The sequence below is a fragment of the Blastococcus sp. SYSU DS0541 genome (assembly GCF_054050875.1).
The window spans coordinates 104,548-120,137 of record NZ_JBJHAD010000008.1; the positions used below are offsets into that span (position 1 = coordinate 104,548).

12 protein-coding genes are annotated in these 15,590 nt (G+C 76.2%); 5 read left to right on the forward strand and 7 right to left on the reverse strand.

Annotation, left to right across the window (positions count from 1 at the left end; all coding sequences use genetic code 11):
* Positions 1–89 precede the first annotated feature (89 nt).
* The 3 genes from ACI794_RS11120 (at position 90) to ACI794_RS11130 (ending at position 3,386) form a co-directional block, all read left to right on the forward strand.
* Positions 90–1,115 (forward strand): substrate-binding domain-containing protein, encoded by a 1,026-nt coding sequence (locus ACI794_RS11120; RefSeq protein WP_456603163.1) that lies wholly within the window; start codon positions 90–92, stop codon positions 1,113–1,115.
* A 68-nt stretch (positions 1,116–1,183) separates the two neighbouring features.
* Positions 1,184–2,353, forward strand: coding sequence for a Gfo/Idh/MocA family protein (locus tag ACI794_RS11125; protein ID WP_456616374.1), 1,170 nt, complete (start codon positions 1,184–1,186; stop codon positions 2,351–2,353).
* Between the two features lie 25 nt (positions 2,354–2,378).
* Positions 2,379–3,386, forward strand: a complete 1,008-nt coding sequence (locus ACI794_RS11130) for a sugar phosphate isomerase/epimerase family protein (RefSeq protein ID WP_456616375.1) — start codon at positions 2,379–2,381, stop codon at positions 3,384–3,386.
* A 138-nt stretch (positions 3,387–3,524) separates the two neighbouring features.
* Here ACI794_RS11130 and ACI794_RS11135 read toward each other — a convergent pair whose 3' ends face one another.
* Both ACI794_RS11135 and ACI794_RS11140 read right to left on the reverse strand, forming a co-directional pair.
* The gene (locus ACI794_RS11135) at positions 3,525–5,108 is read right to left on the reverse strand and encodes a DEAD/DEAH box helicase (protein ID WP_456616376.1); all 1,584 of its coding nucleotides are present in this window, start codon (positions 5,106–5,108) and stop codon (positions 3,525–3,527) included.
* Between the two features lie 242 nt (positions 5,109–5,350).
* Positions 5,351–6,346, reverse strand: a complete 996-nt coding sequence (locus ACI794_RS11140) for a GlxA family transcriptional regulator (RefSeq protein WP_456603545.1) — start codon at positions 6,344–6,346, stop codon at positions 5,351–5,353.
* Between the two features lie 72 nt (positions 6,347–6,418).
* Between ACI794_RS11140 and ACI794_RS11145 the strand changes: the two genes are divergently transcribed.
* On the forward strand, positions 6,419–7,738 hold the full coding sequence (locus tag ACI794_RS11145) for an MFS transporter (protein WP_456616377.1): 1,320 nt from the start codon (positions 6,419–6,421) through the stop codon (positions 7,736–7,738).
* A 100-nt stretch (positions 7,739–7,838) separates the two neighbouring features.
* Here ACI794_RS11145 and ACI794_RS11150 read toward each other — a convergent pair whose 3' ends face one another.
* From ACI794_RS11150 to ACI794_RS11160, 3 genes are all read right to left on the reverse strand, one after another.
* Positions 7,839–9,464: a GMC family oxidoreductase gene (locus ACI794_RS11150; RefSeq protein WP_456603547.1), complete on the reverse strand. Its 1,626-nt coding sequence runs from the start codon at positions 9,462–9,464 to the stop codon at positions 7,839–7,841.
* Positions 9,461–11,014: an aldehyde dehydrogenase family protein gene (locus ACI794_RS11155; RefSeq protein ID WP_456616378.1), complete on the reverse strand. Its 1,554-nt coding sequence runs from the start codon at positions 11,012–11,014 to the stop codon at positions 9,461–9,463. The genes ACI794_RS11150 and ACI794_RS11155 overlap by 4 nt, the downstream gene beginning before the upstream one ends.
* 65 nt (positions 11,015–11,079) lie before the next feature.
* Positions 11,080–11,508, reverse strand: a complete 429-nt coding sequence (locus ACI794_RS11160; protein WP_456603548.1) for an ATP-binding protein — start codon at positions 11,506–11,508, stop codon at positions 11,080–11,082.
* Positions 11,509–11,642: 134 nt separating this feature from the next.
* Between ACI794_RS11160 and ACI794_RS11165 the strand changes: the two genes are divergently transcribed.
* On the forward strand, positions 11,643–14,675 hold the full coding sequence (locus tag ACI794_RS11165; protein ID WP_456616379.1) for a sacsin N-terminal ATP-binding-like domain-containing protein: 3,033 nt from the start codon (positions 11,643–11,645) through the stop codon (positions 14,673–14,675).
* Here the strand turns inward: ACI794_RS11165 and ACI794_RS11170 are convergent.
* A complete protein-coding gene (locus tag ACI794_RS11170; RefSeq protein WP_456579940.1) occupies positions 14,633–15,004 on the reverse strand; it encodes a hypothetical protein in 372 nt (123 codons plus the stop codon). The two genes, ACI794_RS11165 and ACI794_RS11170, sit on opposite strands and share 43 nt — an antisense overlap.
* A 211-nt stretch (positions 15,005–15,215) precedes the next feature.
* Positions 15,216–15,539 carry a hypothetical protein gene (locus ACI794_RS11175; RefSeq protein ID WP_456603551.1) on the reverse strand — a complete coding sequence of 108 codons (324 nt, stop codon included), beginning with the start codon at positions 15,537–15,539 and terminating at the stop codon, positions 15,216–15,218.
* Positions 15,540–15,590: the final 51 nt, after the last annotated feature.

A 15,590-nucleotide genomic window follows, 5' to 3' on the forward strand; every position in this document is an offset into this window, starting at 1 on the left:
CACCCACCCGCACCTGCCGGCGACCCGCCGGAGAAGCACCCCGAGGAGAGAACATGTCCGCAGCGAGGCAGCGCCCCTACCGTCGCCTGATGTCCACCGCGGTCGCCCTGGCCGGTGCCGGCGTGCTCGTCGCCGGCTGCACCAGCAACGAGCCGGAGACCCCCGCGTCGGGGGGTGGCGGCGGCGGGAACGCGGTCGCCAGCTCGAACGACGAGGTCGGCGAGACCGTCCGGATCGGCTTCTCGGCACCGGCCGCCGACCACGGCTGGATGGCGGGCATCACCGAGGCCGCCCGCGCCGAGGCCGAGAACTACGAGGACGTCGACCTGATCGTCGCCGAGGGCACCAACGACGTCAGCACGCAGATCAGCCAGGTCGAGACCTTCATCAACGAGGGCGTCGACGCGATCGTGCTGCTGCCCTTCGACGGCGCCGCGATGACCCCGGTCGCGCTGCAGGCGATGGAGGCCGGCATCCCGGTGATCAACGTGGACCGCGAGTTCAACAGCCCGTTCGCCGCCCGCGCCACCATCCTGGGCGACAACTACGGCATGGGCGTCTCCGCCGGCACCTACATCTGCGAGCAGGTGGGCGACAACCCCGACGCCGTCGTCGCCGAGATCGCCGGCATCGACTCGCTGCCCCTGACCCAGGACCGCAGCCAGGGCTTCGCCGACGCGCTCGCCGACTGCGGCCTCGACGTCGACAACCGCGTCGCGGCCGACTTCACCGTCGAGGGCGGCGAGGAGGCCGCGGCCAACCTGCTGCAGGCCGCGCCGCAGATCGACGCCCTGTGGAACCACGACGACGACCAGGGCGTCGGCGTCCTGGCCGCGATCGAGAACGCCGGCCGCGACGAGTTCGTGATGGTCGGCGGCGCCGGGTCGGCGAACGCCATGCGCGAGATCCAGGAGGGCGACTCCGTCCTCCAGGCGACCGTCATCTACCCGCACACCCAGGCCGCTGACGGCATCGCGCTCGCCCGCCTGGTCGCGCAGGGCAAGTCGCTGTCCGACCTGGTCTCGCCCGAGGTCCCGCGGGAGATCGTGCTCAACGCCCCCGTCGTCACCGCCGAGAACGTCGAGGACTACATCGACCGCGCGTTCGAGTCCTGATCCGTCCACGGTGCGGCAGGGGAGCCTTCGCGCTCCCCTGCCGCGCCACCCCCGCTCCGGAGTTGCAGATGACCCCCACCCTCGGCATCGGGCTGATCGGCTACGCCTTCATGGGCGCCGCGCACTCGCACGCCTGGCGCACCGCCCCCCACTTCTTCGACCTCCCGCTGCGCCCGGAGCTGACCGTGCTGGCCGGCCGGGACCCCGCCAAGGTCGCCGAGGCCGCCGGCAAGCTCGGCTGGCGCGGCACCGAGACCGACTGGCGCCGGGTGGTCGAGCGCGAGGACGTCGACCTGGTCGACGTCTGCACCCCCGGCAACACCCACGCCGAGATCGCGATCGCCGCACTCGAGGCCGGCAAGCACGTGCTGTGCGAGAAGCCGCTGGCCAACACCGTCGCCGAGGCCGAGGCGATGGCCGAGGCCGCGGCGAAGGCGGCGACCCGCGGCGTGCGGTCGATGGTCGGCTTCACCTACCGGCGGGTGCCCGCCATCGGGCTGGCCCGCAAGCTGGTGGCCGAGGGCCGGATCGGGGAGGTCCGGCACGTCCGCGCGCAGTACCTGCAGGACTGGATCGCCGACCCGTCGGCACCGATGTCGTGGCGGCTGGAGAAGGACAAGGCCGGCTCCGGCGCGCTTGGTGACATCGGGGCGCACGTCGTCGACCTGACCCAGTACATCACCGGCCAGACCCTCACCGGGGTCAGCGCGGCGCTGGAGACCTTCGTGACCGAGCGCCCGCTGCCCGCGGAGAGCGGCAAGCTCGGGGGCGTGGGCGGAGCGGGGACCGGACAGGTCACCGTCGACGACGCGGCCGCCTTCCTCGCGCGGTTCACGGGGGGAGCGCTCGGCGTCTTCGAGGCCACCCGTTTCGCGCTCGGCCGCAAGAACGGGATCCGCATCGAGATCAACGGCTCGGCCGGCAGCCTGGCCTTCGACTTCGAGGACATGAACGTCCTGCAGTTCTTCGACGGCAGCGAGCCCGCGGAGACCGCCGGCTTCCGCCGGATCATCGTCACCGAGCCCGAGCACCCCTACGTCGGCGCCTGGTGGCCGGCCGGCCACGGCCTGGGCTACGAGCACGGCTTCACCCACCAGGTCGTCGACCTGGTCACCGCCATCGCCGCCGGCGAGGACCCGGCGCCGTCGTTCGCCGACGGCCTGCAGGTCCAGCGGGTGCTCGACGCCGTCGAGCGCAGCGCCGCCGACCGCTCGGCCTGGACCGAGATCCCCTCATGATCACCGACCCGCGAGGAGACAGCTGATGCCCCGTCCCGTCACCCTCTTCACCGGCCAGTGGGCCGACCTGCCCTTCGAGGAGATGTGCCGGCTGGCCTCCGGCTGGGGCTACGACGGCCTGGAGATCGCCTGCTGGGGCGACCACCTCGACGTCGAGCGCGCCGCGAACGACGACTCCTACGTCCAGGAGAAGCTCGACCTGCTCAAGCGGCACGACCTGCAGGTGTTCGCCATCTCCAACCACCTCAACGGCCAGGCCGTCTGCGACGACCCGATCGACGAGCGGCACCGGGGCATGGTGCACCCGCGCGTGTGGGGCGACGGCGACCCCGAGGGCGTGCGGCAGCGGGCCGCCGAGGAGATGAAGCTGACCGCCCGCGCGGCGGCGAAGCTGGGCGTGAAGACCGTCGTCGGGTTCACCGGCAGCAAGATCTGGAAGACCGTCGCGATGTTCCCGCCGGTGCCCGAGTCGATGATCGAGGACGGCTACCGCGACTTCGCCGACCGCTGGAACCCGATCCTCGACGTGTTCGACGAGGTCGGCGTGCGGTTCGCCCACGAGGTGCACCCGTCGGAGATCGCCTACGACTACTGGACGACGGTCCGCACCATGGAGGCGATCGGGCACCGCGAGGCCTTCGGGCTGAACTGGGACCCGTCGCACTTCGTGTGGCAGGACCTGGACCCGGTCGGCTTCATCTGGGACTTCAAGGACCGGATCTACCACGTCGACTGCAAGGACGCGAAGAAGCAGGTCGGCAACGGCCGCAATGGCCGGATGGGCTCCCACCTGCCCTGGGCCGACCCGCGGCGGGGCTGGGACTTCGTCTCCACCGGGCACGGCGACGTCCCGTGGGAGGCCTGCTTCCGCATGCTCAACACCATCGGCTACGACGGCCCCATCTCGGTGGAGTGGGAGGACGCCGGCATGGACCGCCTGATCGGCGCCCCCGAGGCGCTGGAGTTCGTCCGCCGGCTGGCGTTCGACCCGCCGTCCGCGGCGTTCGACGCCGCCTTCTCCAGCGGGAACTGAGCACTCCGCGCCGCCGCTGGGATCAGGGAACCTGATCATCGAGCGTCCTCCCGCACGGTCGGCGGTGAGGGAGGACGCGCGGCGGTGAGGGAGGACGGGTGGGGTGGCCGGAGACGTCCGGCCACCCCACCCGTGTGCTCAGCGGCCTCGGCGGGAGCGGGCGCTGAACGAGGCGGCCGACGACGAGCCGGCCCGGGCGGCGAGCTCGGCGCGGGTGCGGGCCGGGCCGCTGGGCCGGCCGGAACCCGAGCCGCCGCTGCGCCCGGACGAGCCGGCGGGCTTGGCCGCGGCCGAGCCCGAACCGGAGCCCGAGCCGCCACGCCGGCGGCGTCCACCGCCGGAGCCCTGCGGCTGCGGCTCGGGCGCGGGGGCCGGCTCCACGTAGGGGGCCGCCGGACCGGCGAGCTCCGCGATCTCCGTGGAACCCGGGCGCACCTGGCTGACCACCGGGTTGATGCCGGCCTGGCGGGTGAGCGTGCGCACCTCGCCGACCATGTCGGGCGTGGTGATGGTGACGACGATGCCGCCGGCACCGGCGCGGGCCGTGCGGCCCGAGCGGTGCAGGTAGGCCTTGTGCTCGGTCGGCGGGTCGACGTGCACGACCAGCGCGACGTCGTCGACGTGGATGCCGCGGGCGGCGATGTCGGTCGCGCACAGCACCCGGGTCGAGCCGTTGCTGAACGCCTCGAGGTTGCGCTCGCGCGCGTTCTGGCTCAGGTTGCCGTGCAGGTCGACCGCGGGGATGCCCTGGGCGGTGAGCTGCTTGGCGAGCTTCTTCGCCTGGTGCTTGGTGCGGGTGAACAGCACGCTGCGGCCCAGGCCGGACGCGAGCTGGCGGACGACCTCACCCTTGTCAGCGGTCTGCACGTGGAAGACGTGGTGGGTCATGGTGCTGACCGGGGCGACGGCCGGGTCGACCGAGTGGGTCACCGGGCTGCTCAGGTAGCGCTTCACCAGCACGTCGACGCCGTTGTCCAGGGTGGCGGAGAACAGCAGCCGCTGACCGGTCTTCGGGGTGCGGTCCATGAGGCGCTTGACGCCCGGCAGGAAGCCCAGGTCGGCCATGTGGTCCGCCTCGTCGAGGATGGTGATCTCCACGCCGCCGAGGTCGCAGTGCCCCTGGCCGATGAGGTCCTCGAGCCGGCCGGGGCAGGCGATGACGATGTCGACGCCGCGGGACAGCGCCTGGACCTGCGGGTTCTGGCCGACGCCGCCGAAGATCGTGGTGGCGTTCATGCCGAGCGCGCGGGCCAGCGGGTCGACGACGGCGAAGACCTGGTTGGCCAGCTCGCGGGTCGGCACCAGCACGAGGGCGCGGGGGCGCTTGGCCTGCCGGCGGGAGCCGGAGGTGGCGAGCCGGGAGACCAGCGGGATCGAGAAGGCGAGGGTCTTCCCCGACCCGGTGCGCCCGCGGCCGAGGACGTCGCGGCCGCCGAGGCTGTCGGGCAGCGTGGCGACCTGGATCGGGAACGGCGCGGTGATGCCGCTGCCGGTGAGCACCTCGACCAGCGGCGCGGGGACGCCGAGGGCCTCGAAGCTGGTGTCGGTGGGGAGCACGGTGGCGTCGGCGCCGACCGGGACCACGACGGGCGCGGGCACGGCCGCGGGCGCGGGGCTGTGCTGGACCTGCTGCTCGCCGGCCGGGCGGGTGCCGCGGCCGCGCCCACCGCGACGGCGGCGGGGGGTCTCGGAGGAGGCAGGGGAGTTGCTGATGGAGGTCACTGGGGTCCTTCGACGCTCGAGTGGCCGCACGAGCACCTCGGCGAGTGCGAGCCCCGGCACGTCTGCACGGTGGCAGGGCGGGTCGCATCGTCGGCGAGACGTCGGTCAGCCGGGCGCACCAAGGTGGCGCAGCCTCAGCCCGACGTCGATTCCTGCCGCTCCGGATGAGCGAGGGCGGCGCCGGTACGTAGTACTCAACCAGAGATCACCGCGTCGTGGTCCCAGGTGGGGGGAGTCCCCCGTCACATCGGGTGAGCCGTCGGTCCGCGGTAGGTGCGGCGGTAGGCCAGCGGCGCGACCCCGATGGCGGCGTGCAGGTGCTGGCGCATCGACGCCGTCGTCCCGAAGCCGGACCGCTCGGCGACCCGCTCGACCGGCACGTCGGTCGACTCCAGCAGCCGGCGGGCGAGGGCGACCCGTTGCTGCACCAGCCACCGGGTGGCCGAGGACCCGGTCTCCTCGCGGAAGCGCCGGGTGAAGGTGCGGACGCTCATCCGCGCGTGCGCGGCGAGGTCGGCCAGGGTGAGCGGCTCGGCGAGGTGCTCCAGCGCCCAGGCGCGGGTGGCCGCCGTGCCGGAGTCACCGAGCTCGGGCACGGGCCGCTCGATGAACTGCGACTGGCCGCCGTCCCGCCACGGGGCGACGACGCTGCGCCGGGCGACCCGGCCGGCCACCTCGCTGCCGTGGTCCCGGCGGATCACGTGCAGGAGGAGGTCGATCCCGGCCGCGTTGCCGGCCGAGGTGAGGACGTCGCCGTCGTCGACGAAGAGCACGTCGGGGTCCAGGTGCACCAGCGGGAAGAGGTCGGCGAAGGCCGGGGCGTGCACCCAGTGGGTGGTCGCCCGCCGGCCGTCGAGCAGCCCGGCGGCGGCGAGCACGAAGGCCCCGGTGCAGATCGAGACCAGGCGGGAGCGCCCGGCCGCCCGGCGGAGCAGCCGGGCCAGCTCCTCGGGCACGGTGCCGTCGCGCATGGCCGAGGTGCCGTGGACGCCCGGGACGACGACCGTCTCCGCCGTGTCGAGGATCGAGGCGTCGTGCTCGGGGAGCAGCGAGAAGCCGGCCGAGGTGCGCACCGGCCCGCCGTCAAGGCTGGCCACCCGCACCCGGTAGAGCCTGCTGCCCCGGGCGTCCACGGCGCTGCCGAAGAACTGGTGGGGGAGGCCCACCTCGTACGCCATGGTCTCGGGCAGCGCCAGGACGGCGACCTCGTGCCGCGGTGGGCGACCGCTCGTCGGCATGGCCGGATCCTTGCACAGGTTGGCCGCCCGGCCACTCGCCCGGCAGGCCGCCCGCCCGTCATGCTCTCCGCCGTGACCGCCCTCGCCCCGCCGCGCACGCACCGGATCCACCCGGCCTGGTGGGTCGCCGCGGTGACCTTCCTGGCGCTCGTGGGGGCCGCTGCGTTCCGCGCGGTGCCGGGCGTGCTCATCGACCCGCTGCGCGCGGAGTTCGGCTGGTCGGTCTCCACGATCTCGGCCGCGGTCGCGGTCAACATGGCGCTGTACGGGCTGACCGCTCCCTTCGCCGCCGCGCTGATGGAGCGCTTCGGCATCCGCCGGGTGGTCATGGCCGCGCTCGTCGTCGTCGCGCTCGGCAGCGGGCTGACCGTGTTCATGACCGCGAGCTGGCAGCTGGTGCTGCTGTGGGGCGTGCTGGTCGGCCTGGGCTCGGGGTCCATGGCGCTGTCGCTGGTGGCCACGGTGACCGGCCGCTGGTTCGTCGCCCGCCGCGGCCTGGTCTCCGGCATCCTCACCGCCGGCGGCGCCGCCGGGCAGCTGGTGTTCCTGCCGCTCGTGGCCTGGATCGACTCCGCCTGGGGCTGGCGGGCGGCATCCCTGGGGACGACGGCCGCCGCCCTCGCCGTCCTCCCGCTGGTGGCCTGGCTGCTCCGCGACCGGCCCCGCGACGTGGGCGCCGTCCCCTACGGCGGGACGGCGGCCGACGACGTCGAGCCCGTCCGCGCCGGGGCCGCCCGCGCGGCGGTGCAGGGGCTGGTGCTCGCGGCGAGGTCACGGCCGTTCTGGCTGCTGGCGGCCGGCTTCTTCATCTGCGGCATGTCGACCAACGGGCTGGTGCAGCCGCACTTCATCCCGGCCGCGCACGACCACGGCATGCCGGTGACGACGGCGGCCGGCCTGCTCGCCGTGGTCGGGCTCTTCGACATCGCCGGCACGATCTTCTCCGGCTGGCTCACCGACCGCGTCGACCCGCGGGTGCTGCTCCTGGCCTACTACGGCCTCCGCGGGCTGTCGCTGTTCGCGCTGCCCACCCTGTTCGGGCCGGACCTGCACGTCAGCATGATCGCGTTCATCGTCTTCTACGGCCTGGACTGGGTGGCCACGGTGCCGCCCACGCTGGCGCTCTGCCGCGAGCACTTCGGCGCCCGCGCGCCCGTCGTCTTCGGCTGGGTCTTCGCCTCCCACCAGGTCGGCGCGGCGGTCGCGGCGTTCGGCGGCGGGGTGATCCGCGACGTCACCGGCTCCTACGACCTGGCCTGGTTCCTCGCCGGCGGGTTGTGCCTGCTGGCCGCGGCGGCGTCGATCTCCATCCGCCGGAACCTGCCCCCGCCCACGACGACCGCGCTCCCGGCCGAGCGCGGGGAGGCGGCTGCCGCCCAGGCCCACGGCTGAGCGAGGGGCTCCTCCCTCACCGCGCCGCGTCCTCCCTCACCGCCGACCGCGAGGGAGGACGCGCCGGGATCAGGTCCCCTGATCCCGGCGCGGGACGGCGTCAGTGCGCGGTCGCGAGGACGGCCGCGGGGGAGCGGCCCAGGATCAGGTCGGCCGCCCGCTCGGCGATCATGATCGTCGGCGCGTTGGTGTTGCCGCGCACCAGCGTCGGCATGACCGAGGCGTCGACGACGCGCAGGCCCTCGATGCCGCGCACCCGGAGCTGCGGGTCGACCACGGCCATGTCGTCGGCGCCCATCCGGCAGGAGGAGACCGGGTGGTACAGCGACTCCAGGGTGTCGCGCACCGACTGCCGCAGCGCCTCCCGACCGTGCACCGTCCCGCCCGGCGACCACTCCTCGGCGAGAACCGACGCGAGCGGTGCCGCCCGGGCGATCTCCCGCGCCTGCTCGACGCCGGACACCAGCGCGTCGAGGTCCCGCTCGTCGGTGAGGTAGCCGGCGTCGATGGCCGGCGCCCACGTCGGGTCGGCCGAGCGCAGCCGCACCGAGCCGCGCGAGTGCACGCGCACCAGCACGACGGCGGAGGTGAACGCCTCGGCGTCGGGGTCGACCTCCGCCTGCTTCCAGAACTTCACGGGCAGGAAGTGCATCTGCAGGTCCGGCTCGGCGAGCTCCGGGTTCGAGCGGGTGAAGAGGCCCGCCTCGGCGAGGTTCGAGGTGAGCGGGCCGCGGCCGGCCACCTTCCACCTCGCGAGGTTGACCGGTGTCTCGGCCAGCCGCAGCGACCTCCCCGAGCGCACGTTCCAGACCACCGGCACGAGCGGGTGGTCCTGCAGGCCGGCGCCCACCCCCGGGAGGTCGTGGACGACGTCGACGCCGACCTCGCGCAGGTGCTCGGCCGGGCCGATCCCCGAGAGCATGAGGAGCTGCGGCGAGTTCACCGCGCCGCCGGAGAGCACCACCTCGCGGGTGGCGCGCACCGTGCGCAGCTGCCCGCCCGCGCGGTACTCGACGCCGGTGGCTCGGCCGCTCTCGACCAGCACCCGGGTGGTCAGCGCCCCGGTCCGCACGGTGAGGTTGGGCCGGCTGGCGGCGGGGTGCAGGTAGGCATCGGCGGCCGACCAGCGGCGGCCGCGCTTCTGCGTCACCTGGTACCGGCCGACGCCCTCCTGCGCGGCGCCGTTGAAGTCGGCGTTGCGCGGGTAGCCGCTGGCCACCGCCGCCTCGACGACCGCCGTCGTCCACGGGTGGGGGGAGCGCAGGTCCTCCACGCGCAGCGGGCCGCCGACCCCGTGCCACTCGTCGGCGCCGCGGGCGTTGTCCTCCATCCGCTTGAACAGCGGGAGCACGCGGTCGTAGGACCAGGACGGGTCACCGGTCAGCTCGGCCCACTCGTCGTAGTCGGCGCGCGCCCCGCGGACGTAGATCATCGCGTTGATCGACGAGGAGCCGCCGAGCAGCTTGCCGCGGGGCCAGAAGAGCCTGCGGCCGCCGAGGCCCGGCTGCTGGTCGGTGGTGTAGTTCCAGTCGTGGCGGGTGCGCCAGACCTTGTAGAGCCCGGCCGGGATCTTCACCTCGAGCACGTCGTCGGTGCCGCCGGCCTCCAGCACCAGCACGCGGAGCCCCGGGTCCTCGCTGAGCCGCCCGGCCAGCGCGCTGCCGGCCGAGCCCGCCCCGACGACGACGACGTCGTACTCGTCGGCCACGCGCACCTCGCCGCTCACCGGTGCCGCCCGTGCACCATGCCCATGACCCGGGCCATCGCGTCGGCGGCCTTCTCCGGCCGGCCGAAGCTCATCAGGTTGACCGGCAGCGCCACCCGCTGGCGGGTGATGGCCTTGGCGCGGGTGAACTCCTTCAGCCCGTCCTCGCCGTGGATGCGGCCGAAGCCGGAGTCGCCCACGCCGCCGAAGGGCAGTGCCGGCACCGACGCGAAGGTCAGCACCGAGTTGATCGACGTCATGCCGCTGCGCATCCGGCGGGCGAGGTCCATGGCCTTCTCCTTGGAGGCGGAGAAGACCGCGCCGGCCAGGCCGTACGTGGTGTCGTTGGCCCGCTGCAGGGCCTCCTCGGCGTCGCGCACCTTGGTGATGGTCAGCGTGGGGCCGAAGGTCTCCTCCGTGACCGCCGAGGAGTCCTCGGGGACGTCGAGCAGCACGGTCGGCGCGACGTAGCCCTCGGCGGGGAACGCGTCGGCGTCCGTGCCGCCGGTGATGACCCGGGCGCCCGCGGCCTCGGCGTCGGCGACGTGCCGGCGGACGACGTCGATCTGCGAGCGCATGGTCATCGGGCCGTAGGTCGCCTCGCCGTCGGCACCGGGGCGCAGCGTGCGCACCTGGGCGGTGAGGGCGTCGACGAAGCGGTCGTAGACCGCCTCGGTGGCGTAGACGCGCTCGATCCCGATGCAGGTCTGGCCGCCGTTGCTCATCGCGCCCCAGACGGCGGCGTCCGCGGCGGCGGCCACGTCGGCGTCGTCGTCGACGATCATCGCGTCCTTGCCGCCGAGCTCCATGAGCACCGGGGTGAGGGTCTCGGCGCAGGCGGCCATGACCTTCTTGCCGGTGGCCGCCGAGCCGGTGAACGCGAGCTTGTCGACGGGCACGCGGCAGAGCGCCGCGCCGGTGGCGCCGTAGCCGGTGACGACCTGGAAGGCGTCCGCGCAGTCGGGGACGGCGGCCCGCCAGGCGGCGGCCAGCCACGCGCCGACGGCGGGGGTGTGCTCGGAGGGCTTGAAGACGACGGCGTTGCCGGCGGCGAGGGCGTAGGCGATCGAGCCCATCGGCGTGAACACCGGGTAGTTCCAGGGGCCGATGACACCGATGACGCCGAGCGGCTGGTACTCCAGGTAGGCGGCGTGGTTGGCCGCCAGCATCCCGGGGTTCACCCGGCGCGGGCCGAGGGCCTTGCGGGCGTGGCCGGCGGCCCAGGCGAGGTGGTCGACGGCGAGGCTGATCTCGAGGATCGCGTCGGCGTGCGGCTTGCCGTTCTCGCGGTGCACCAGGTCGGCGAGCTCGTGCATGCGCCGGGCGACGTAGCCGCGGTAGGCCGAGAGCCGCTGCTTGCGGCCGTCGAAACCCAGCCCCGCCCACTGCTGGGCGGCGACGCGGGCGCGGGCGACCGTCTCGCCGACGGCGGCCTCGTCGTGCACGGGGAAGACGCCGACGACCGCGCCGCTGGCCGGCGCGGTCGACTCGAAGGTCTCGGTGGTGGCGTGCCGGTCGACCGTTCCCGCGGCGGAGCCGGTGACCGTGTCCAGCTGATCGGCGAGCGACATGTGGCGCACGTTACCCGCGGGTCACAGACACCTGCGCAGGGGTTCGCCCGGTCGGGGACGGCCGGTCAGCGGCCGTCCACCACGGCCCAGGCCGTCTTGGTGCCGGGTTCGGCGAACCAGCCGTGCGCGAGGGAGAGGTCGGCGACCAGGTACAGGCCGAAGCCGCCGAGCCCGGGATCGCGCCCCTGGGCCGGCGCCGGCGCGACGTCGGCCGCCGAGTCGCGGACGGCGACCAGCCAGCGGTCCCCGTCGCGGCCGAGGACCGTCGCGACCGGGGCCCCGCCGTGCCGGAGGGCGTTGGAGGTGAGCTCGTCGGCGATCAGCACCAGCCGCTCGGACCAGTGGTCCCGCTCAGGGTGGGCGACGGTGCGGCTCCCGGTCGTGGACTCCCGGAGACGGCTGCGCAGAGCGGCGAGCTCGCCCAGGGACGTGAGCTCCTGGCACCAGATCTCCGCGAACGGTCCCGGCGGTCGCGCGGCCTGCCACAGCGCCACCCCTCACCGCCTTCCCTCACCGGCTCCGCCGACCGGTCGTGGCGGCACCCTGCCCGTTCCGGGGAAGTGCGAACCCTCGTCTCACCCCGAAGAGGTGGCGGGGCCGACGGCGGTGGGCGCCTAGGGTCCGGGGCATGGCCGCCACCGTTCCCGGGGACCCGGCGGACCCCTTCGGCACGGCCGGCCGGCGCCGCCGGGTGCTCGCCGCCTGGGCCGCCTCGCCGGCCCGCTTCCGCGAGGACGCCAACGCCGAGGAGGACCTCGTCCGGGGCGGCTACCGGGACCGGCTGCTGGTGGAGCTGGCGCAGAACGCCGCGGACGCCGCGCTCCGGGCCGGGGTGCCCGGCCGGCTGCGCCTGCGGCTGGCCGGGGAGGAGCTGCGCGCCGCCAACACCGGCGCGCCGTTGGACGACGGCGGGGTGCAGGGCCTGGCCACGCTGCGCGCGTCGGCGAAGCGGGACGACGCCGCGGCGGTCGGCCGCTTCGGGGTGGGCTTCGCCGCGGTGCTCGCGGTGAGCGACGAGCCGGCGGTGCTCTCCCGCACCGGCGGCGTCCGGTTCAGCGCCGAGGGCACGCGGGCCGAGGTCGCGGCGCTGCCCGCGCTCGCCCCCGAGCTGGCCCGCCGGGACGGCGCCGTGCCGGTGCTGCGGCTGCCCTGGCCGGCCGCCGGGGCGCCTCCCGAGGGCTTCGACACCGAGGTGGTGCTCCCGCTGCGCCGGGGCGCGCGGGCGGGCGTCGCCGCGGCCCTCCGCGACCTGCCGGCGGAGCTGCTGCTGGCGCTGCCGGGGCTGGCGGCGGTGGAGGTGGTGATCGACGGGGACCGCCGCGTGCTCACCCGGGAGGGGGCGGCGCCGGAGGTGCGGCTCACCGAGGACGGCGTGCCGACGCGGTGGGCGATGGCCGAGCGGTCGGGCGAGCTCCCGGCGGAGCTGCTGGCCGGCCGCCCCCTGGAGGAGCGCGGCCGCCGGGCCTGGACGGTGACGTGGGCGGTGCCGATCGACGACGACGGCCGGCCGCGGCCCCTGCCCGGCCCGCAGGTGGTGCACGCGCCGACGCCCGGCGACGAGCCGCTGTCCCTGCCGCTGCGGCTGATCGCGCCCTTCCCGCTCGGCCCCGATCGGCGGCACGTGCTCCCCGGCCCGGTCACCGACCTGCTGGTGGCCGAGGCCGCCCAGGCGCTGGTGGAGCTCGTCGCGCGCCTGGCCGCCGACCCCGCGCTGCTGGCGCTGGTCCCGCGCCCCGCGCTGGCCGGCGCCGCGCTGGACGCCGCGCTGACCGCGGCCGCCCTGGAGCGGCTGGGCCGCACCGCGTGGCTGCCCGTCGCCGGGGAGCCCGGCGAGCGCCGGCCGCCGTCCCGCGCCGTGGTGCTGGAGGACGCCACCGAGGAGCGGGTCGCCGCGCTCACCGGCGTGCTGCCCGGGCTGCTGCCGGCCGCCTGGTCGCGGCGCACCGACCTGCCGGTGCTGGGCGCGCTCGGCGTCCGCCGGGCGGGCCTGGCCGACGTCGTCGAGGCGGTGCGCCAGGTCGCCCGCCCGGCCGCGTGGTGGGCGGAGCTCTACGCCGCCTTCGCCGACGCCGACCGGGAGGAGCTCGCGGCGCTGCCGGTGCCGCTGGCCGACGGGCGCACGGCGCACGGCCCCGCCGGGGTGCTGCTGCCCGAGCCCGGCCTGCCGGTGGAGCGGCTGGCGGCGCTGCCCGTGCGGCTGGTCGACCCCGCGGCGGTGGCTCCCCGGGCGGCGCGCCGCCTGCTCGAGCGCCTGGGCGCGCGTCCGGCGACGGCGGAGGCGGTGCTCGCCGACCCTGCGGTGCGGACGGCGGTGGAGGGCTCGCTGGAGGCGGCCGAGGAGGGCGCCGCCGACGCGCCGCACCCCGACGACCTGGCCGACGCGGTGCTCGCCCTGGTCGCCGCCGCGCCGGAGGCGGCCGGAGCCCCCTGGCTGGCCGAGCTGGCGCTGCCCGACGCCGACGGCGGGTACGCGCCGGCGGGGGAGCTGCTGGCCCCGGGGTCGCCGCTCGCCGACGTGCTGGCCGAGGGTGCGCTGGGCGTGCTCGACCCGGGGTTCGCCGCGACCGCGGACGCCGGGGCGCTGCGCGCGATCGGCGTCCTGGACGGCTTCGCGCTCGTGCGCGCCGACGACCCCGACGACCTCGACGTGGCCGGCGCCGACGGGTGGGCCGACGCCGTGCTCGACCGGCTGCCCGGCCACGCCCCGCCGGTGTGGCCGCCGCTGGTCGCCGTCCGCGACCTGGAGCTGGTGGCCGACTGGCCCGGGGCGCTGGCGCTGCTCGCCGCGGGGCCGGCAGAGGCGTGGGCCGACGTCGTCGTCGGCGGGGAGACGGTGCCGGGGTACCTGCGCTGGTGGCTGCTGACCCACCCGGTCCTCGACGGGCGCCGGCCCGGGCGGCTGGCGCACCCCGGCAGCACCGAGCTGCGTGGCCTCTACGACCCGGCGCCGGGCGACGAGCCGCTGCTCGGGCTGCTGCGCCCGCCGGCCGTGCTGGGCGACGTGCTCTCCGACCCCGACGACGCCCGCGACCTGCTCCGCCGGCTGGGCGACCCGGCGCGCACCGTGCCGCCCGCGGTGCTCCGCACGGTGCACGCCCGGCTGGCCGCCGCACTCGACGGGTTCGACGTCGAGCCACCGGACCGGGTGCGCGTCGCGCCCGACCGGGTGGCCGAGCGCGCGGTGGTGCTGGAGGCGCCGCACCTGCTGCCGCTGGTGGACCTGCCGGTCGTGCCCGCCGGCGGTGCGCCCGAGGCGGTGGCCGACCTGCTGGACCTCCCGCTGGCCGGCGAGCTGGTGGGCGAGCCACGGGTGACCAGCCGGCCGCTGCGCCGGCTGGAGTGGGCGGAGGTGCCGGGCGCCGCGCTGGCCGCCGCACGCCTCGGCCGCGCCGCGCTCCCCGGCGCGGTGGCGTTGCACGAGCGGCTCACCGTCGACGGTCGCCAGGCGGCGTGGTGGCCCGGCGAGGACGTCGACCACGTCGACGGGACGCCCGGCGCGCTCGGGCGGGCCCTGGCCTGGCGGACCGGCGCGTGGGGGCTGCGCCAGGCGCTGGCCGAGGCGTTCGCCGACCCCGACCGCGCCCTCGACCTGGCGGCCGAGGACGCGGTGGGGATCCGTCAGGAACCCCAGCGGGGGATGGCGGCCGCGCCGGGCGCGTGACCGTGCGTGGCCGGCCGGCCGCCGCCCCGCTGCCTGCCCGCCCCGGCTGCCCCGGGCGCCGGGGCCACCGACCGCCAGCAGCGGAACAGCGACAACCACCGGTCGGCGGTCAGGGCCGTCGGGCGGGCGGTCGGCGCCAGGCCCTCCTGGCGCAGCCAGCGGACGCCGGCCGTCCCGGGCAGCTGCGCCCGCAGCAGCGGGCCCAGCGGGGCCGACGGCGAGGCGAGGACGGCGTGGGCCAGTCGGTCGAAGTCGGCGGTCTCGCTCTCGGGGAGCGCGGCGCGCGCCTCGGCGGCCGGACCGGTGGGACGAGGGGTGCTGCGTGGCACGGGTGCCTCCGGCAGGGTGCGGTGGGGAGCGCCCCGCGGGCACGACGGGGCCCGGGGCGGGGGCGCAGGGGAGCGGGCGCCCGGGAAGGACCGGGCGCGGACGGCGGGCGGGGGAACCGGCCCGCGGCGCGTCAGCTCAGGAGGTGCGCAGGCGCACGGAGTACCGCATGGGGAGGGACGCTAGGCCGGCGCCGCCCGGGCGTCGAACTCTTTACCGGGAGGCGTCGCGCGCGGCCTTCCGCGCCTGGTGGGCCTCCCAGCGGGCGCGGTCCCGCGCGCGGGCGTCGGCGTTGCGCTCCCACTTCTCCTTGCGGCGCCGCGCGCGGGCGAGCTCGCGCTCCTCGAACGTCGCGTGGGACTCCCAGTCCGCCGCCGCCGCGGCCATGGCGAGCAGGGTGAGCGCGCCGATGGCGACCGCCGCGGCGAGAACCGGGTCCAGCACGGCGAACGCGCCCACCGAGACCGCCAGCGCGACGAGCCCGCCCACGATCAGCAGCGGGGACGGGCGGCGGGACGAGGGGCGCGGCTCGGTCACCGGACCAGTATCCGTCGCCGCGCGGGGCCGGCGGCGGAGCGTCCCGCGGCT